Consider the following 18,150-nt stretch of genomic DNA (forward strand, 5'->3'; position numbering starts at 1 on the left):
GCACGGTATGGGACCGGATGACCCGCCGGAAAGCTCTGAGCGCCTGCCCATCCGCCGTTTAAGGCAGTCCGCTAACTTAGCGTCGCAGGAACGTCAAGACGTCCAGTCCACAGCAGCGCCCTTCGGCACAGGGGCTCAATTGACGGAATCCGACCGCACCGATAACAAACCGGGCATGAACACGGCGCGTCAGCCGTTCGAGCAGGTGTCAAACGAATGAATGCCCAGCCCTATCTCAGCATCGTCGGCTGGGCGCGGAACGACGGCTACACGCCAAACTACGCAAAGCGACTGGAGCACTCCCTAGGCTTTCTCGTCCGCCAACTCGAGAGGCACAAGATCCCCTCCGAGGTGATCGTCGTGGAATGGAACCCGCCGCCGGGCAATCCCCTCCTTGCCGACCTGTTGAACGGTTTCCTGGGCAACACGTCGTACGCGAGCGTCCGGTTCATCACCGTGCCCCCGCAATTCCACCGTGGCCCGCGGGGATGGCAGAAGCGCGGCATGCACGTGAACAATGCGGCCAATGTCGGCATGCGGCGCGCCCGGGGGCGATTTGTGACGCCCAAGGCGCTGGATACTTTCTATTCGGAGCAACTTGTCTCGACGATCGGCCGGCTCGATCTCGGCGAGCAGCACGTCTATCGCTGCGACAGGCTCGACGCGCGCATGGAAGACGAGACCTGGCTCGACCTGCCGGATGACGCGCTCCTGGCGGCGCTGGCGGGTCACATCGTCCTCAGGAATGACCGGCTGACGCACAGCATCGACTGGAAGATGCGGGACCTCCACACCAATGCCTGCGGCGACTTCATCCTCATGACCGCGGCGAGATGGGCGGAAATCCGGGGCTACCAGAAGGACCCGACCGTCCTGTGCCTGGATTCGGACTCGATCGCCCTTCATGCCGCGGCGGCGCACGGTGCCTCCGAAGTCCACTGGCAGGACGAGTGCATCTACAAGGTCGTGCACGGCAACACCCACGCGCAACGCACGGCGACGATCTGGAAGGACTGGCAACTCCGGCTCGACCACTATCTGATCGGGCGCCAGCGCCGGGAGCTGGCCATGAACCTCCGGGTCTGGCTCAACTATCCCCGGCGGCGCGTCCGCGGCCTGGAGGAAATCCTCGCCCCCTCGATCGAGCGCCACTTCGTCGCGAAAGCGGCGCGGTATGCGAAGAATGACACCTCCCTTGTGACGAACGATGCCAACTGGGGGTTGGGCCGGGAGTCTCTGCCAGAAAAAACCGTGGTTCGCGCCGCGTGGGACACCAAATGACCGTCCGGCAGGTCGTTTGCCTGGTCGGTGGCCGCGGGACCCGCCTTGGCTCCCTCACCGAAAGCATGCCGAAGCCCCTTCTCGAGGTCGGCGGCCGCCCCTTCCTCGACTATCTGATAGAGGAGGCGAACCGCTTCGGCCTCGAACGGCTGCTGCTGCTGGCCGGGCACAATGCCGGCGAGGTCGTCCGGCACTACGCGGGCAAGGTCGTCGGCGGATTGTCGATCGACGTCATCGTCGAAACGGCTCCGGCGGGGACTGCCGGCGCTCTGGCCAATGCCGCCGCCGCGCTCGATCCGACCTTCTTCCTGACCAACGGCGATTCCTTCTTCGGCTTCAACTGGCTGTCCCTCGTGCCGGCACTCGACCGGGACGACTGGACAGTTCATCTCGCGCTCGCTCGCGGCATAAGGGGCGACCGGTATGGCCGCGTGGAAACCCAGGGAAATCGCATATCGAGGTTCCTGCCCAAGGCCGAAAGCGACCTGCCCATAAACGCCGGCATCTATCTGGTCCGGCGGCGCATCCTCGACAGGATCAGGGACATCCCCTGCTCGCTCGAGAACGACATCCTTCCCCCGCTCGCCTCGGAGGGCCAGCTCCTGGGCTTCGCCGCGGAAGGCACGTTCATCGACATCGGTATCCCCCACGACTTTGCACGCTCGCAGGAAGCCATGCCGGCCTTCGTGCACCGGCCGGCCGCCTTCCTCGACCGGGACGGCGTGATCAATCACGACGACAATTATGTGCACCGTCCGGATCAGATCCGCTGGATCGACGGCGCGAAGGAAGCCATCCGCTGGCTGAACGATGCCGGATATTATGTGTTCGCCGTCACGAACCAGGCCGGAGTCGCGCACGGCTACTACGGCGAGGACGACGTGAAGTCGCTTCATGCCTGGATGCAACGCGAGTTGCAGAATGCCGGCGCGCACATAGATTGCTTCGAGTACTGCCCCTACCACCCCGAGGGGGCCGTCGAACGATATCGACAGGTTTCCGATCTACGGAAGCCCGCACCGGGCATGATCCTCAAGCTTCAGAAGGCGTGGAACGTCGATGCCGGAGGATCCTTCCTGATCGGCGATCGCGACACCGACATGCAGGCCGCCGCGGCGGCGGGCATTCCCGGCTACAAATTTGCCGGCGGCAACCTGCTCGACTTCATCAGGACGCACGCGCCGGCGAGACGAAGAACTCCCTCGTCCGGTTGATCGCCAGCACCGCCTCGACGATGCTGGCGGGCAAGGCGCCCTGCTGGCTCGCCTCGGCGTTCATCTCCGCTTCGGCCGGATGCAACACGCCGGGAATGACGCTCGAAACAGCTTCGAACGACAGACAGAATCGCAGAGCGCTCAACACGGCCTCCCGCCCCGGCGTTGCCGAAACCGCTGACATCAGGTCCTGCGCCCCGTCGATCCAGTTGTCGAGCTGGGCGCGCGACCAGGCGGCCCTGTGGTCTCCCGCGGCAAAAACGGTGCTCCGGTCGATCGTGCCCGTGAGGAAGCCGAAGCAGAGCGGTGTTCTGGCGATGAACGCCGCGCCGTGTCCCGCGACCGCGTCGAGCAGGCCCTCGGTCACCACCCGAACATCCATCATGTTGAAGTTGGCCTGGACGATCGGTGCGCCGGCCACGCGCAACGCATCGATCGCACCGGCAGGATTCTTGGCTGAAACACCCCAGGACCGGACCTTCCCCTCAGCAAGCAGCGCCGCGAGCACGTCCCTCGTCTCTTCAGATGCCAAAACTTCGGCGGGCGGATTGTGGAGTTGCAGAACGTCCAGATAGTCCGTCCCCAAGCGGGTCAGACTGAGTTCGGTGGAGCGCCGGATCGCGGCGGCAGAGAAATCCGGCGGCTTCGTCCAGTCCTCGTAGCCGGCCTTCGTCGCGATCACTGCCTTGTGCCGGTTGCCGGCCACGGCCCGTCCGATCAGGACCTCGCTGTGCCCTGAACCGTACGCGCTGGACGTGTCGAAGAAGGTGATGCCGAGGTCGAGGGCCCGGTGAAGCGCCCTCAGCGATTGCGCATCGTCGGTATCGCCGTAGGACGTATCGCCGGCGGTTCTGCCGCCGATCCCCCACGCGCCAAATCCGATTTCCGAGACCAGGATCCCGGTCCTGCCCAGCTTACGATACTTCATCGCCTCGGCCGCAGGATCAGTAGTGGCCGGCCAGCTCGGGCGTGATCTCGACGGCGCGCGGCGAATAGAGATACGCGCCCTTCTTGTTGCCCCACCAGACGATCTCCCGGCACCATTTCTGGAAGTCGTCGTAGGGCCTGCTGGTCCGGTCGATTTCCACGACGATCGGCACCTTGCGCAACAGCGCCGGCTCGCCGCCGCGCACCTTGTTCCAGTAGTCGAGCAGATCGTAGTTGAGCTTCACCTTCACGTTGCCGCGGACGAAGGGCTGGTGGACCAACGCGTGGTTGAGCCTGATGGCCTCTTCGACGACCTCGATGGGAAGGCCCGAGCTTCGCGCCTGCACGGTCTCCGACAGAAGCTCGCCGGCCTCACGATAGAAATCGTCGAACTTCCCGTCGGCCGTCAGCCTGACGAAGATGTACTCGTCCGCCGGCCAGAAGATGTTGAGATATTCCTTCGAGAACACATACTCGGACCCACCCTGCTGGATGGACCTGGCCTCGCTCTCGAAGAAGTCATTGATCCAGGCGATCGTCGGGAACCGCTTCGCGTCGGCGGCCATGAAGGCCTCGATCATGTCGCGATAGGAAATGCCGGAAATGCCGTGCGCCAGGATGAGCGGGATCTGGAACAGCTTGTCGAAGTGCAGCAGCGCCGTCATCCAGCAGAAGGTGCGCGTGCGGCGCCAGTCGTCGAGCGGCGTCGCCGCCGTGGCGATGACCAGGTCCTGGACTTCCGGCACGTCGTCGTCGAGCTCGATCCGCTCGCCGTGGATGTTGATGATCTTCGATTCCACGGTGACCATGCCGTACTTGGCCTGGTAGGCGGGATCGCCCATCTCGGCGTTCGGCAGGATCGACAGGTTGTTGAACTGGATCCGGTTGTGCTGGCCGTTCTCCATCAGCAGATCGACGCCGCGCACGAAGGATTCGTAGGTCTCGCCGGGCAGGCCCAGGATCAGGTCGGAATAGGTCTCGACCTTGTCGCGCGTGAAGCGGCGCTGCAGCTCCATGTAGGTGCCGAGCGAGATGTTGTCGCGCTTGATCGCCTCGAGGGTCGGCATGTCGACGCTCTGCATGGACAGCGCGACACCCTTGTTCAATCCGGCGTCGGAGAGGATCTTCTGCGTCTCGTAGGCCCGCTCCGTCGCATTCTTGGTGTTCTGGACGGAAAGCGCCACTGGATACCCGGTCTCTTGCTTGATGCCGGCAACGTAGTTCGCAATGTCGACGTCGCGCTTCTGGATGCCGAAGTTGGCATCGCAGCAGAAGATGTACTCGATCTTCTTCTCCGCGAACCAGTCGACCTCGCGATAGAGCCGCTCCTCACCGAACTTCGTGACCTTGCCCGCGGTGGCCGAGCCCCAGTCGCAGAAGGTGCAGCGGAAGGGACAGCCGCGATTGGTTTCCCACAGGCCGATCCAGCTTTCGGTCTGGTTGGCCGCCATGATCTCGTCGAACGCCCCTTCGAGGAATGGCGACGGGATCTCGTCGAGGTCCCGGACGCGGTCGAGATTCTTTGTGCGCACGAAGCTGCCGTCGGGCTTCACCATGCTGACGCCGGGAATGGTCTCCCAGGTGCTCCGATCCTGAAACGTCTCCAGGAGCTTCAGGAAGGTCCGCTCGCCCTCATTGTGCACGGCAAGATCGATCTGCCGGTTGGCCCGCATGAAGGACTCGGGCTGGTCAGGCACATGGGGCCCGCCGAAAATGATGACGATGCCGGGCTTCAATGCCTTCAGGCGGCGCGCGATCTCGAGCGAGATCCGGCCGTTCCAGACATAGGTGCTGAAACCGACGATATCGGCGTCCTTCAGGGCCTCGACCGCATCGGCGATACGCACGCGCTTGTAGAGCGGCGGCAGGAACCGATAGAGCTCGGGCTGGGCGGCGAACTTCTGCACATAGGTCTGCAGCAAGGCGACCGAATACGGCAGATAGTTCTGGCCGGAGAAGGAGTTGTTGATCTGAACCAGTCCGACAACCAACGCCCCCGCTCGGGGCGTCGTTTGCGTAGCGGCTTCTGCGGCGTGGGGCGTCGACATTCGCTGCGCTCTGTGTCCCGTCTTCTTGGCGGAAGACGCAGAGGTAGAGCGCCACTCTTCGCATTGCAATAGGATTGACTGCGATAATCCTCTGGTTCAGCAGGGATTTTTGGATTTGTCGGGGGCGAAATGCAGTTTGCAGGCAAAAGGGTCCTGATTGCGGGTGGGGCTGGTTTTCTGGGGACCAACCTGGCCTTGAAACTGGCCTCCCTGGGCGCCCGGCTGCGCCTGACGGTCCATCGGAAGCCCCTCCAGGTGGCATTCCCGGGCGCCGAAATCGTGGAAGCCGACCTGCGGCGCCCCGAAGACTGCGCCCGTGCTGTCGAGGGCATGGACGTCGTATTCATCTGCTCTGCACAAACTTCCGGCGCCGGCATCATCAGGACCACCCCCCTGGTGCACGTGACGCCGAACGTGCTGATCAACACCTTGCTCCTGGAAGCGGCCTACCAGGCCCGGGTCGAGAAGGTCTGCTTCCTCTCCAGCGGTGCGGCCTACCCCGGCACCGGCGCGCGGGCGGTCGCCGAAGCCGAGATGTTCAACGGCGATCCGGAAGAGGTCTACTTCCCGGCAGGCTGGATGAAGCGCTATGCGGAGATCCTCTGCCGGACCTACGCCGAGAAGATCTCGAACCCGATGCAGACCGTCGTCATACGCCCCTCGAACGTCTACGGCCCCTACGACAAGTTCGACTTCGCCGTCAGCCACGTGACGGCAGCGCTGGTCCGGCGCGTCGCCGAGCGGCAGACGCCGCTCGAAGTCTGGGGCACGGGCCAGGACATCCGGGACCTGATCTACGTCGACGACTTCGTCGAAGGGACGCTCGCCGCCGTCGCGACGGACCTGCCGTTCCTGGCCGTGAACATCTGTGCCGGACGCGGCTATGCCGTCCGGCAGACCCTGGAAACGCTCCTGGAGGTCGATGCTTTCAAGGACGCCCGCGTGACGTTCGACGCATCGAAGCCGAGCACGGTGCCCGTGCGCCTCATGGACAACGGGCTCGCCCGCTCCCTCCTCGGCTTCGAGGCGAAGATATCCCTGGCCGAAGGCCTCAAGCGGACATTGGCCTGGTACAGGAACAATCCGTTCAGGCCCGCCAGTCCATAGAACGGGCGCCTAGAACGGTCCCCGGAAGCGCTTGTAGCCTTCGGTCATCGATCGCTCGGCCGGGAGTTCGATACCGTGGCTGGCGCCACGGACCTGCGCCAGGATCGCTTCCACGGTCTCGTGCTGGCTCGGATAGTAGATGTCCTCGAGGCTCTTCGCCGTCGGACAGGGAGCGGCGGCCATGCCGAGCATCGCCGGCGGCTGACGCAACATGCCGGGGTCGCGAAGCATGAGCTGGCGGCAGACCTCGGCGGTCACGCCGTATTCGAGCCACGACGTATCGGCGATCACCAGCTTGCCGGTCTTCCGGACACTGCCGGCGACGAGATCCCAATCCGGATGGCTGATGGAATTGAGATCGATGACTTCGACCTCGATGCCCGCCTTCTCCGAAACATACTGGGCCGCGCGCATGGCCTCGAGCACCATCACCGACGTCGCGACAACCGTCACGTCGCTGCCTTCGCGGGCCACGTAGCTCGTGAGCGGAATGGGCTTCGCGGGCGTGGACGCGGACACCGAGAAATCGAGGTTGTAGAGCAGACGATGCTCGATGCTCACCACCGGCCCGGGATGCCGGTTGATGATCTGCGGGTACATGTCGAGGATTGCCTGGCTGGTCGACGGCATGACGACCGTCAGGCCGGGATAGTGGGCGAACGTCGCCTGCGGGCTCTGCGAATGCTGTGCGCCCTGCCCCCAGCTGCGCCCGACGACCAGGCGGATCAGCATCGGGCACGACATGATGCCGCCGAACATATAGCGATACTTGGAGGCCAGATTGATGATCTGGTTCATCGCCAGGAACGAGAAGTCGGCGCGGATGTGGGTGGTGATCGGATAGTCGCCGACGAGCGAGGCGCCGATCGCCACGCCGGTCATGCCCTCTTCCATCAGCGGGACGTCGAAAACGCGGGCAGCGCCGTACTTTTCCGCGAGGCCGGTGGTCGAGCCGAAGATGCCCTTAAAGTCGTCGACGCCCTGTCCCATGATGAAGGCGTTGGGATGGTCCGCCAGACCCGCATCCATCGTCTCCAGCAGCGCACCGGCATAGGACAGGACACGCGTCTGGGTAGACGGACGCTCTTTCGTAGAGACGCTCATGCTTTAAGCCCTGCCTAAATGATATCGGTCAGCAATTCGTCGCGCCCGGGGAACGGGCTGCTTTCGGCAAACTCGGCCGCTGCCGCAATCTCCCGCTCGATCTCCGGCGTCAGCTCGGCGACGAGCTTCTTGTCGAGAAGCAGCGGGTCCTTTGCCTTCCACGCGTCGATCTCGCCGGTGTTGCGATAGCCGAAATGGAAATCGTCGCCGACGCCGACATGCTCCTTGTACCGTCCCGTCGCGATCTCGAGGACGAAAGGCTTGCCGGAGCGGACGACGTCCAGCGCATCCAGCGTTGCCTGCCGAATGGCCAGCATGTCCCATCCCGCCTCGACGCGGCGCGCTTCGATGCCGAACGTCGCGGCATGCTCCAGCAAGCCATAGGATTGCCGGGCGTTCCTGAAACTGTGCACGGCGAGGCCGTTGTCCTCGCAGATGAACAGGACCGGCACCTTCATCAGCGCCGCGAAGTTCAGGCTCTCGTGATAGACGCCCTCTTCGGTCGCACCATCGCCGAACACCGCCACCGCGACGCGCGAACTGCCCCGGCGCTTGAAGGAGAGCGCCGCGCCAACGGCGTGCGGAATGCTGCTGGCGACGACCGCGGAAGAGCCCATGAGCCCCACTTCGGGCGCCGACAGGTGCATGGAGCCAGCCTTGCCCTTGGAAATGCCGCCGACACGCCCATACAGTTCCGCGAACATCTTGGGGAGAGAGCCACCCTTGGCGATATAGAAGCCATGCGAGCGGTAGGTGGCGAAAACGAGATCGTCCGGGTTCAGGGCATCGCAAACCCCGACCGCCACGCCTTCCTGACCGATCGAGAGGTGAACGGGACTCTGGATCCTGTCCGAGGGGTAAAGCTCAATGATGCGCTCTTCGACCAGCCTGATCGTCAGCGCTGTCCGGAAAAGGCGGCGATAGCGCTCGTCGCTGTCCATCAAACTTCATTCCTCAAGACTGAAAATCGGCCAAGCCGGCCGCCGCGGAAGCCTCTCCTAGCGAGCCCGTTGCAACTATTCAACATGCCGGTTCGCCCGGTACCAGGCGATCAGGTCGGCCAGGCCGTCGCGAATCGTCGTGGCCGGGCGCCAGCCGGTGGTTTCCATGAAGCGGCGACCCGAAACCCGGAGCATGGCCGGCCCCAGATTCTGGCCTTCGAGCTCGACGACCGCGTCGCCGAACCCGTCCGCATCGAGCAGCATTTGCAGGATCGAGCGGACGGACACCTCGTCTTGTGTCGCCACGTTGAAGGCCTGGAACGCCCGCCCGCCCGGTCCGAGGACCGCTTGGACCGCTCGCGCCAGGTCGCGGGCATGGATCAGGTTCCGCGTCTGGGTACCGTCGCCGAACAGCCGGATCGGCTTCTCCCGTTCGACGACCCGCCGCACGAACGAGGGCAGGAAATGCCCTGTCCGGGGGTCGAAGTCGTCATGAGGCCCGTAGACCAGGCTGGGTCTCAGGATGACGGCGGATTCGAGCCATCCAACCGACCGCACATACCATTCGAGTTGCTTTTCCAGGTAGCGGTGCATCCAGCCCACGCCGAACCAGTGCCCGGGCGGATTGCCGCTCTCGAACTGCTCTTCCTCCTGCAATTCTGTCGCAGCCGGATAGCCGGTACAGGAGCTGATGAGCACGACGTGCTTCGTGTCGCCTCTTGCCGCGGCTTCGAGCGCATTCGTGACGATGCGCAGATTGTCGAGGACCGATTCCACCGGCTCATCGCGCAACACGGCGCTGGTGGACACGCGACCCGCGCACAGGACGACTGTGTCGCAGCCGGCGAAGGCTCGGGCGGCCTCGCCCCTGTCGGCAAAGTCGCATTGGACCCAGCGGACGTCTGCGGCGGGAAAAGGCGCGCGCGAACGGTAGGTTGCAACGACGGGCTCCGCTCCCGAACCGGCGAGCGCCTCCACCACGTGCCTTCCGATCAGCCCCGTCGCCCCCGCCACCGCAATCGTCATCGTGCTTCCGCCCCTGCTCCAATGCCTCGCCGGCCGTAAGCGCCGGCCGGCGGATTGTCGCACAGTTCGGTCGACCCGGCCGCGGAACGTGCTATGGAAGCCGCCGAATCGACAAGTGACACGGAAGAATACGAATGCCGCCGCAGCAGCGCCTGGGACCCAGAGAATTTGAAATTGCGGTAGGGATTCCGGCTGGAAGCCTCGACGCGCACACCACGGCGCTGTTGGAGAAGACCCCGCTCCTGTTCACCCCCCTCGACGAGGCGGCCCAGGCGGCCACGCGCGCGAAGGTCGCCGAAGACATCGATCGCGGCTTCACGGTCGTCGGCGAGCATCGCGCCGGCATATGGAGAGACGCGTGGCAGGATCACCTGGACGACTTCGTCCGGTCCGGACACGCGCTGGAGGCGCTCAATCCGCGATTCGTCGGCGGCACCGCTATTCTGCGCTGGCAGGGCGCCTACGTCGAAGGCGTCACGGAGCGGTTCGAGCTGGCCTTCCTGGAGATCTTCCGGGACTGGCTGTTTCGCACATACCTCTCCGACGTCTCGCATCTCTATGAATTCGGCAGTGGCAGCGCCTTCAACGTCGCGGCCTATGCGAAACTCTATCCCGAGGCCGCCATCACCGCGCTCGACTGGGCGCCCGCCGCCGTCACGCTCGCGAACCTGCTCGGCGAACATCACGGCATGAAGATCGGCGGCCAGCGGTTCGATTTCTTCGCCCCCGACAGCGGCTTCGAATTCGCCCCGAACAGCTGCGTCCTGACCATGTGCGCCCTCGAACAGGTCGGCGAGAGGTACCTCCCCTTCGTGGATTTCATCCGCGAGAAGCGCCCGCGGCGGGTCGTCCATGTCGAGCCCATGCTGGAACTATACGACCCCCAGTTGCCGCATGACGCGCTGGCGGTCCGCTACCATCAGCAGCGCAAGTACCTCAGCGGCCTGCTGCCCCAACTCCGCGCCCTGGAAAGTGCCGGTTCCATCAGGATTCTGAAGGTGCAGAGGCTCAAGTTCGGCAGCCGCTTCCACGAGTGTTTTTCCGTGGTCGCCTGGGAACCGGTCTAGCCGGCATAGGGAATCCCCGGGGGTCGCATTCAGGAGCGAGACCGGCTATTGAGGCCCCGACCGGAGCGCATGGGCGCCGAGGCAGCCAAAAGCCAAGCGAGAGGCACTCCAAAGATGTCGGCCAAGCGCGCCCTGATCACGGGCATCACGGGAATGGTCGGGTCGCACCTCGCCGAATACATCCTCAAGCACACCGACTGGGAGATCATCGGCCTCCTGCGCTGGCGCAGCCCGCTCGACAATCTCAGCGCCATCGTCGGGCCGATCAACTCGGGCTCCCGCGTCCGCCTCGTCTATGGCGACCTGCGCGACACGCTGTCCATCCAACGCGCCGTCGAATCGGCGAAGCCGGATTATGTGTTCCACCTGGCGGCGCAGAGCTTTCCCCGCACCAGCTTCGACTCGCCGCTCGACACGATGGACACGAACATCCTGGGCACCGTCCGGGTGCTGGACGCCTTGCGCACCACGGCGCCCGAGGCCGTCATTCACGTCTGCGCCTCGTCGGAGGTATTCGGGCGCGTCCCCAAGGAGAAGCTGCCGATCTCCGAGGAGTGCAGCTTCCACCCCGCCTCGCCCTACGCCATCTCGAAAGTCGGCACCGATCTCGTCGGACGCTTCTATGCCGAGGCCTACGGCATGAAGGTCATGACGACGCGCATGTTCACCCATACCGGCCCGCGCCGCGGCGACGTGTTCGCAGAATCCACCTTCGCCAAGCAGATCGCGATGATCGAGCATGGCCTGGTTCCGCCGGTCGTGAAGGTCGGCAACCTGGAGTCGCTGCGTACGGTCGCCGACGTTCGCGACGCGGTGCGCGCCTACTTTCTCCTCGTGACGACGAATCCGGTCGCGGGCGCCTATTACAATATCGGCGGCACGCACTCCTGCACCGTCGGAAACATCCTCGAGCATCTTATCGCCCTGTCGCCGAAGCGGGCGGAGATCAAAGTGGAGATCGACCCGGATCGGCTTCGCCCCATCGATGCCGACCTCCAGATTCCGGACACCTCCAAATTCGAGAAGCATACCGGCTGGCGCCCCGAAATTCCCTTCGAGCAGACGATGAGCGACCTGCTCAACTACTGGCGGCAACGGATCGGTGTCGAGGGCAACCGCTTCCTGACGCGATGACCAGAAGAATCGAACAGAGAATCCGATGATGAATCGCGCGCCGGCAACCGACAACATGTCGATGGCTATGTCGAGAACGCCCTATCGGGTGTCGTTCTTCGGTGGCGGAACCGACTATCCCGAGTGGTACCGCAATCACGGCGGCAGCGTGCTGTCGATGGCGATCAACAGGTACTGCTACATCGTCGGCCGCCATCTGCCGCCGTTCTTCGCCACCCGCCATCGCGTGGTCTGGTCGCATATCGAGACCGTCAACTCGATCTCGGAGATCCTCCACCCGGCCGTGCGCGCGGGGCTGCAGACGATGCAGTTCGACGACGCGCGCGGCGTGGAAATCCACCACCAGGGCGACCTGCCGGCGCGTTCGGGCATCGGATCGAGCTCCTCCTTTTCGGTGGGCCTGATCAACGTCCTGCACGCGATGCGCGGTCAGGCGATCAACAAGCGCGACCTCGCCAATGCCGCGATCCATCTGGAGCGCGATGTCCTGCACGAGACCGTGGGCTGCCAAGACCAGGTCGCCAGCGCCTATGGCGGCCTGAATGTGATCAAGTTCGGCAGCGACGGGGCGATCGACGTCGTCCCGCTCGACCTTTCGGGCGCGAACCAGCGCAAGCTCGAGGACTGGCTGCTGCTGTTCTACACCGGCACGACCAGGCTTTCCTCCAGCATCTCGAAGCTGCTGGTGTCCAATCTCGACGCCAAGAGCAAACACCTCCAGCGCATGAACGACATGGTCGCTCCGGCGGCAAAGTTGCTTCGCGGTGGCGACCTGCAGTCGTTCGGCCAGCTTCTGAACGAAGCCTGGCAGCTCAAGCGCCAACTGTCGGAGGGCGTCACGACGACCAGCATCGACGACAATTATTCGGCCGCCCTTTCCGCAGGCGCCCTCGGCGGCAAGCTGCTCGGCGCCGGCGGTGCCGGCTTCATGGCCTTCATCGTCCCGCCGGAAAGACAGCCGGATGTGCGGGCGGCGCTGGCCCATCTCCTTCATGTGCCGGCCGGGATTGACTTTACGGGATCGACGATCGTCTATCGCCAGCAAGAGACACTGCCGCAAGCTCAATAGAGACGGGACACCAATGGAGACCTTTCCGACCTCCCTCGACTCCGTCCGGCTGATCAAGCCGCCGACGATCTTCGAGGATTTCCGTGGGCACTATGTCGAGACCTGGAACAAGCGGCTCTACCGGGAGATCGGCATCGACCAGGACTTCATCCAGGACGACATCTCCGTTTCTCGCCGGCATGTGCTGCGCGGCATCCATGGCGACGGCAAGACCTGGAAGCTGATATCGTGCCTGCAGGGCAGCTTCTACATGGTCGTGATCAATAACGATCCCGAATCCGCGCAATACCGCAAGTGGACGTCGTTCACCCTCTCGGACACCAACCGGCTCCAGGTGCTGGTGCCGCCGAAGTTCGGCAACGGCCATGTCGTCATGAGCGAGCAGGCGATCTTCCATTACAAGCAGACCACGGACTACGACCGCTCCGGCCAGTTCACGCTGGTCTGGAACGATCCCGCCTTGAACATCTGGTGGCCGGTTCGCGACCCGATCGTTTCAGAGAGGGACCAGGGGCGATAGCGAGCCCCCGAGTTCGTCCACCGCGCCGGCCAGGTGATACAGGCTCGTGGCGGGCATGAAATCGCCGAGGCGCGATCCGTCCTCGCCCAGCCGGTCCACCCATCCACCCGGCAGCGCAGTGGCCAGGAAGCGACCGTGGAGCGTTTCGGTCGCGGCGAGGGCTTTCTCCAGGCTCCCCGGGCGCCCCCGTGCCGCTTCAGCCAGATGGCACTTGATGGCCTCGGTCATCGGCCAAAGTCGCCGCGAGCCTTTCGCGACCGAACCGTCGGGTCGCACTTCATCGACGATCAGCCGGTCCCGGTCGAATCCATGGCGGTCGGCATGGGCGTATAATGCATCGATGACCGCTCCGGCCCGGACATCGCCCGTTTCCTTTTCATAGCGACGCAGCAGCCAGCACCATTCGAAGTGGTGCCCGGGCTCGACGAGCGCCTCCCTGTCGGCGGCAGGCATCAGGGCAGCGTCGAAATATTCCAGAAGCACCCCCGGCTCCGGCTGGAAGAACCGGGAGACGAAGAGCTGGAAAAGCCCTTCGGCCCTCTCGAGGAAGAGGCGCTCTCCTGAGCACTCCCAGAGGGCCAGCAAGGCCTCGAACAGGTGCATGTGTGGATTCTGCCGGCGGGGGCCGGTCCGTACGGGCCAGGCTTCGAGATAGCCGCCTCCCTGCGGCGCCGTCATGTCGCGATCGAGGAACGCCAGCGTCTCGTGGGCAAGGCCCAGCCGGTCCCGTTTGCCGGTCGCTTGCACATAGGAGGCGACGGCCAGCAGCACGAAGGCATGCGCATAGAAATCGCGCGTTGCATCGACGACGCTGCCGTCGCGCGCGATCGAGAAGACCCAGCCGTCACGGCCGTCGCGGCGGAAATAGTCCCTCCGCATCGAGTCGAAAGCCCGGTCGATCAACGCACCCGCAGCGGCATGATGCCGCCGGCGGGCGGCGAGCGCGTAGACATGGACTTGCCGGGCCTGAACGAGCAGCCGGATGGGAACGTCCGCAAGCCGACCGCCGCCGAAGGCGAGGCCTTCCTCGAAGCGTCCGGCCTCGGCGTCGAATCCCGAGGTCGCCCATAGAGGCAAAGCCTGCTCCCGCATCCACGCCTGCATGAACGTCGCGGCGGATCCGATGTCCCGGAACATCACGGCCCGCCCCTCGAACGCTGTAGGGCGGGATCCCTACGCTTTGAGCAGATTGTCGGCACGTTCTTTCGGCATTGCGACGACGTTCGGCGACAAGGGTGCTCCCTCGACGGCGCGTTCGGGCCAGCCGCCGACCGGGGAGAATGTCAGGATCTGGTAGCCCAACTCCTCGCGAAGCATTCCCAGCAAGGCCTCCGCGCTCTGCCCTTGCGCACGCAACGCCCGCTCGTTCAATTCCATCAGCAGCACCGGCCGCATGGTCTTCAGCACATTCCGCGCCCCGCCGACGACACCGGCCTCGGCGCCCTCCACGTCGATCTTGATCACGTCGACGCGGGTCAGTCCCTGCCGGGCGACGACCGCGTCGAGCATCTCCAGCGGGACGCGCTCGGAACTCGCCCGCACGACATCGTCATGCGCGAAATCCCCCAGCGTGTTGTGGCCGGCATGGACGCCATGGGCGAGATGCAGGTCGACGAAACCCGAATCGGCGCCCAGCGCCGCGGCGACGACGCTGACATTGTCGAGGCCGTTGCGGCCGAGATTGCGCTGGAGATGCGCGCGTTCGCGCGAACTCGGCTCGACGGCGATCACTTTTCCAGTCGGGCCGACGCGGCGGGCGGCGAAGAGCGTGTAGTAGCCGTCATTGGCGCCGACATCGACGAACACCATCCCGGGCTTCAGCATGCGATCGACGAAGGCGAATTCGTTGGGCTCGAAGGAGCCACAGACGTAAAGGCAGAGGCTGTTATCGTTGCCGAGGGTCACGTCCACGGTGGTGCCGCCGTGCCAGCGCACGCTGAGCGGTACCGCCAGCTCCTTTTCCCGCGCGGCCTCCCACAGGGCGCCCCTGCGGCAGGCGAGCCACCGGCGCTGGTCGTAATATTCCTCGGCGAACCGCCAGCCGGGCCGCGGATCGAGCCGGGGCACGCGGGGCGCCAAGATTGACGCATAGGCAGCACCGATCGAGGGCGCCCGCACGATCAGCCAACGGCCCATATTGTCGAGATGATAGCCAACGCCCGAGCAAACCCGTTCCCAGGCGCTTGCAACGCTGATCGAACGGCGGGCCGTCGTCATGCCTGAACTGTTTGCCCCCAACTATGCGATGGTTCGGCTAACGTACCCACCGCCAAGCGTCAAGCGTGCCTGTGTGTTGCCACTTTCTGTCCTTAGTGGCGTGCGTTGCAGCTAGCCTGTTGCGGAAATATAATCGATGTCCCTCTCACGTTCCGTCGGTGAAATGTTAGCGCCCCTCCTCCGCGCCCCCGTCCTCCGCGCTCTGATCGTCCTCCCGATCGTGCTGCTGCCCGCCGTCGCATCTGCCCAAAGGCCGACGGCGCAAGGCGCGGCCGCGCAGAACGCGCCCGGCCAGGGCCTGCGCGTGGTGGCCCGCGTCAACGACGACGCCATCACCGACTTCGACCTGTCGCAGCGGGTGCTGTTCGCCATCAAGACGTCGGGCCTGCAGGACAGTCCCGAACTGCGCCAGCGAATGGCGCCGCAAATGTTGCGCCAAATGATCGACGAGCGCCTGCAGGTCCAGGATTCCAAGAAGCTGGGTGTCAGGCCGACGGAAAGCGAGATCCAGGGCCGCTATGTCGAAATCGAGCGCTCGGCCGGTCTGGCACGCGGTCAGTTCCGACAGTATTTGCAGAGTGTCGGCATTGCCCCCGATATCGCCAGCCAGCAGATCGAGGCGCAGATCGCCTGGGGCAAGATCCTCCGGCGCAAGGTCCGTTCGCAGATCGACGTCTCCGAAGCCGAGGTCGACGATGCGCTGAGCCGCATGCGCACCAATGTCGGCAAGACCGAGACCCGGGTCGCCGAAATCTTCGTGCCGGTCGACCGGGCCGAGGGTGTGGATGAAGGCAAGCGCAGCGCCGACCGCATCATGGAGCAGCTCCGCCGCGGCGCGCCCTTCGCAGCCGTCGCCCAGCAATTCTCGCAAGGCGCTTCCGCCGCATCCGGCGGCGATCTCGGATGGGTCCTGCCCGGCGCCCTCGATCCCGCCCTCGATTCGGCCCTCGAAAAGGTACAGCCGCGCTCCTACTCCGAGCCCGTCCGTTCCGGGTCCGGCTGGCATATCCTCTATGTCGTCGATCGCCGGCCCTTCGCCGCGGCGCGCCCTGACGACATGAAGCTCAATCTCGTCCAGCTGACCCTCGCGCTGCCGCCGAACGCCTCGCCGGAAGAGACCAATCGCGCGACCGCCGATGCGCAGAAGGCGATGTCCGGCGTTCGTCAGTGCACCGATCTTCATACCCAGTCGCGCCAGATCAGGGGCAGCACCTCGGGCGATCTCAGCGGCGTCAGGGTCGGCGACCTCGCCGGCAACCCGCAGATGTACGAGCAGCTGCCGCGCCTCCCGGTCGGCGGCACCGCGGGTCCCTTCCGCGTTGCCGAAGGCCTTCAGGTCGTGTCCCTGTGCAGCAAGGTCGGCGGCGACGGCCTGCCGACCCGCGAGGCGATCTCCCAGCAGCTCCTGCTCCAGAAGCTCGACGCCGCCGGACGGCGCTACATGCGCGACCTTCGCCGCCAGGCCACGATCGACGTCAAGTCGTGACGTCCCCACGATGAATACGACCGCGCCGCTCGCCGTCACGATGGGCGAGCCGGCCGGAATCGGCGGCGAACTCAGCCTCAAGGCCTGGCTGGCCCGGCATACGGGCGCCCGGCCCTTCTTCGTCCTCGACGATCCCGATCGCCTCGCCGGTCTCGCACGCAAGCTCGAACTCGACGTCCCGGTGCGCGAGATTTCCCGGCCGGAAGAAGCCGCGCCCCTGTTCTCCAGCGCCCTGCCCGTCCTGCCGGTCCGCCTCGCCGTGCCCCCGGTTCCCGGCCGGCCGGATGTCGCCAACGCACCTGCCACCATCGAGGCGATCGAACGGGCCGTCCGGTTTGCCCAGGAGGGCACGGTCGCCGGGATCGTCACCAATCCGATCCAGAAGAAAACGCTGCAGGATGCGGGATTCCGCCATCCCGGCCACACGGAATTCCTGGCCGAACTCGCCGGCGGGGTCGACGTCGCGATGATGCTGGCCTGCCCGCAGCTTCGGGTCGTCCCGGTGACCATCCACCTGTCGCTCGCCGATGCCGTGAAGACGCTCGACGGCGACGCCATCGTCCGCGCCGGCCGGATCGCGGCCCTGGGGCTGCGCGACCTCTTCGGTATCGAGCGGCCGAGGATCGCCGTGGCGGCCCTCAACCCGCATGCCGGCGAACAGGGCGCCATGGGCGACGAGGAGCGCCGCATCATCGTCCCCGCCATCGAGGCGCTGCGGCGCGAGGGTATCGCCGCGCAGGGACCGGCGCCGGCCGACACGATGTTCCATGCGGCGGCCCGTCCGGCCTACGACGTGGCGCTGTGCATGTATCACGACCAGGCGCTGATCCCGATCAAGACCATCGACTTTGCGGGCGGCGTCAACGTCACGCTTGGCCTGCCCTTCGTGCGCACCTCGCCCGACCACGGCACGGCGCTCGATATCGCCGGGACCGGCCGCGCCGATCCGGCGAGCCTGATCGCGGCCATCGACATGGCCGACGACATGGCGCGACGGCGCCGGCACTGA

General features: G+C 65.1%; 16 protein-coding genes. 9 read left to right on the forward strand and 7 right to left on the reverse strand.

From position 1 onward, the window contains the following. Positions 1-216 precede the first annotated feature (216 nt). Positions 217-1,281, forward strand: a complete 1,065-nt coding sequence (locus AC1ROX_RS18575) for a hypothetical protein (protein ID WP_493127798.1) — start codon at positions 217-219, stop codon at positions 1,279-1,281. Continuing rightward, complete coding sequence (locus tag AC1ROX_RS18580; protein WP_493127800.1) at positions 1,278-2,495, forward strand: HAD-IIIA family hydrolase; 1,218 nt, start codon at positions 1,278-1,280, stop codon at positions 2,493-2,495. The genes AC1ROX_RS18575 and AC1ROX_RS18580 overlap by 4 nt, the downstream gene beginning before the upstream one ends. Here AC1ROX_RS18580 and AC1ROX_RS18585 read toward each other — a convergent pair. Then, on the reverse strand, positions 2,449-3,423 hold the full coding sequence (locus AC1ROX_RS18585) for an aldo/keto reductase (protein ID WP_493127802.1): 975 nt from the start codon (positions 3,421-3,423) through the stop codon (positions 2,449-2,451). The two genes, AC1ROX_RS18580 and AC1ROX_RS18585, sit on opposite strands and share 47 nt — an antisense overlap. Before the next feature lie 16 nt (positions 3,424-3,439). Beyond that, on the reverse strand, positions 3,440-5,413 hold the full coding sequence (locus AC1ROX_RS18590; protein WP_493127804.1) for a B12-binding domain-containing radical SAM protein: 1,974 nt from the start codon (positions 5,411-5,413) through the stop codon (positions 3,440-3,442). A 186-nt stretch (positions 5,414-5,599) separates the two neighbouring features. On the opposite strand from AC1ROX_RS18590, the gene AC1ROX_RS18595 reads away from it, so the two are divergent. Continuing rightward, a complete protein-coding gene (locus AC1ROX_RS18595; protein WP_493127806.1) occupies positions 5,600-6,577 on the forward strand; it encodes an NAD-dependent epimerase/dehydratase family protein in 978 nt (325 codons plus the stop codon). A gap of 9 nt (positions 6,578-6,586) precedes the next feature. Here AC1ROX_RS18595 and AC1ROX_RS18600 read toward each other — a convergent pair whose 3' ends face one another. From AC1ROX_RS18600 to AC1ROX_RS18610, 3 genes are all read right to left on the reverse strand, one after another. Then, entirely contained in the window at positions 6,587-7,681 is a 1,095-nt protein-coding gene (locus AC1ROX_RS18600; RefSeq protein WP_493127808.1) for an alpha-ketoacid dehydrogenase subunit beta, read from the reverse strand. 14 nt (positions 7,682-7,695) lie between these two features. Next, on the reverse strand, positions 7,696-8,622 hold the full coding sequence (locus AC1ROX_RS18605; protein WP_493127810.1) for a thiamine pyrophosphate-dependent dehydrogenase E1 component subunit alpha: 927 nt from the start codon (positions 8,620-8,622) through the stop codon (positions 7,696-7,698). Between the two features lie 75 nt (positions 8,623-8,697). Beyond that, entirely contained in the window at positions 8,698-9,648 is a 951-nt protein-coding gene (locus AC1ROX_RS18610) for an NAD-dependent epimerase/dehydratase family protein (RefSeq protein WP_493127812.1), read from the reverse strand. 134 nt (positions 9,649-9,782) lie between these two features. On the opposite strand from AC1ROX_RS18610, the gene AC1ROX_RS18615 reads away from it, so the two are divergent. From AC1ROX_RS18615 to rfbC, 4 genes are all read left to right on the forward strand, one after another. Then, positions 9,783-10,715: a hypothetical protein gene (locus AC1ROX_RS18615; protein ID WP_493127814.1), complete on the forward strand. Its 933-nt coding sequence runs from the start codon at positions 9,783-9,785 to the stop codon at positions 10,713-10,715. Positions 10,716-10,829: 114 nt separating this feature from the next. After that, positions 10,830-11,849, forward strand: coding sequence for a GDP-mannose 4,6-dehydratase (locus AC1ROX_RS18620; protein ID WP_493127816.1), 1,020 nt, complete (start codon positions 10,830-10,832; stop codon positions 11,847-11,849). Between the two features lie 25 nt (positions 11,850-11,874). Continuing rightward, entirely contained in the window at positions 11,875-12,918 is a 1,044-nt protein-coding gene (locus AC1ROX_RS18625) for a GHMP family kinase ATP-binding protein (RefSeq protein ID WP_493127818.1), read from the forward strand. 13 nt (positions 12,919-12,931) lie between these two features. Then, the gene (gene rfbC / locus AC1ROX_RS18630) at positions 12,932-13,438 is read left to right on the forward strand and encodes a dTDP-4-dehydrorhamnose 3,5-epimerase (protein WP_493127820.1); all 507 of its coding nucleotides are present in this window, start codon (positions 12,932-12,934) and stop codon (positions 13,436-13,438) included. On the opposite strand, the gene AC1ROX_RS18635 is transcribed toward rfbC, so the two are convergent. Together AC1ROX_RS18635 and AC1ROX_RS18640 are read right to left on the reverse strand one after the other, a co-directional pair. Further along, complete coding sequence (locus AC1ROX_RS18635; RefSeq protein ID WP_493127823.1) at positions 13,415-14,575, reverse strand: AGE family epimerase/isomerase; 1,161 nt, start codon at positions 14,573-14,575, stop codon at positions 13,415-13,417. The genes rfbC and AC1ROX_RS18635 overlap by 24 nt on opposite strands. Positions 14,576-14,611: 36 nt before the next feature. Continuing rightward, a complete protein-coding gene (locus AC1ROX_RS18640; protein ID WP_493127825.1) occupies positions 14,612-15,655 on the reverse strand; it encodes an FkbM family methyltransferase in 1,044 nt (347 codons plus the stop codon). Between the two features lie 220 nt (positions 15,656-15,875). On the opposite strand from AC1ROX_RS18640, the gene AC1ROX_RS18645 reads away from it, so the two are divergent. Together AC1ROX_RS18645 and pdxA are read left to right on the forward strand one after the other, a co-directional pair. Next, complete coding sequence (locus AC1ROX_RS18645) at positions 15,876-17,141, forward strand: peptidylprolyl isomerase (protein WP_493127827.1); 1,266 nt, start codon at positions 15,876-15,878, stop codon at positions 17,139-17,141. Positions 17,142-17,151: 10 nt separating this feature from the next. Then, the gene (pdxA, locus tag AC1ROX_RS18650) at positions 17,152-18,150 is read left to right on the forward strand and encodes a 4-hydroxythreonine-4-phosphate dehydrogenase PdxA (protein WP_493127829.1); all 999 of its coding nucleotides are present in this window, start codon (positions 17,152-17,154) and stop codon (positions 18,148-18,150) included.

The organism is Reyranella sp. GW821-FHT14A01 (assembly GCF_058803965.1).

Excerpts from the sequence above, each read along its gene's own strand:
- AC1ROX_RS18575 (WP_493127798.1), top strand. The coding sequence starts at position 217 with ATGAATGCCCAGCCCTATCTCAGCATCGTCGGCTGGGCGCGGAACGAC.
- AC1ROX_RS18580 (WP_493127800.1), top strand. The coding sequence starts at position 1,278 with ATGACCGTCCGGCAGGTCGTTTGCCTGGTCGGTGGCCGCGGGACCCGC.
- AC1ROX_RS18585 (WP_493127802.1), bottom strand. The coding sequence starts at position 3,423 with ATGAAGTATCGTAAGCTGGGCAGGACCGGGATCCTGGTCTCGGAAATC.
- AC1ROX_RS18595 (WP_493127806.1), top strand. The coding sequence starts at position 5,600 with ATGCAGTTTGCAGGCAAAAGGGTCCTGATTGCGGGTGGGGCTGGTTTT.
- AC1ROX_RS18600 (WP_493127808.1), bottom strand. The coding sequence starts at position 7,681 with ATGAGCGTCTCTACGAAAGAGCGTCCGTCTACCCAGACGCGTGTCCTG.
- AC1ROX_RS18605 (WP_493127810.1), bottom strand. The coding sequence starts at position 8,622 with ATGGACAGCGACGAGCGCTATCGCCGCCTTTTCCGGACAGCGCTGACG.
- AC1ROX_RS18610 (WP_493127812.1), bottom strand. The coding sequence starts at position 9,648 with ATGACGATTGCGGTGGCGGGGGCGACGGGGCTGATCGGAAGGCACGTG.
- AC1ROX_RS18615 (WP_493127814.1), top strand. The coding sequence starts at position 9,783 with ATGCCGCCGCAGCAGCGCCTGGGACCCAGAGAATTTGAAATTGCGGTA.
- AC1ROX_RS18620 (WP_493127816.1), top strand. The coding sequence starts at position 10,830 with ATGTCGGCCAAGCGCGCCCTGATCACGGGCATCACGGGAATGGTCGGG.
- AC1ROX_RS18625 (WP_493127818.1), top strand. The coding sequence starts at position 11,875 with ATGATGAATCGCGCGCCGGCAACCGACAACATGTCGATGGCTATGTCG.
- rfbC (WP_493127820.1), top strand. The coding sequence starts at position 12,932 with ATGGAGACCTTTCCGACCTCCCTCGACTCCGTCCGGCTGATCAAGCCG.
- AC1ROX_RS18635 (WP_493127823.1), bottom strand. The coding sequence starts at position 14,575 with ATGTTCCGGGACATCGGATCCGCCGCGACGTTCATGCAGGCGTGGATG.
- AC1ROX_RS18640 (WP_493127825.1), bottom strand. The coding sequence starts at position 15,655 with ATGACGACGGCCCGCCGTTCGATCAGCGTTGCAAGCGCCTGGGAACGG.
- pdxA (WP_493127829.1), top strand. The coding sequence starts at position 17,152 with ATGAATACGACCGCGCCGCTCGCCGTCACGATGGGCGAGCCGGCCGGA.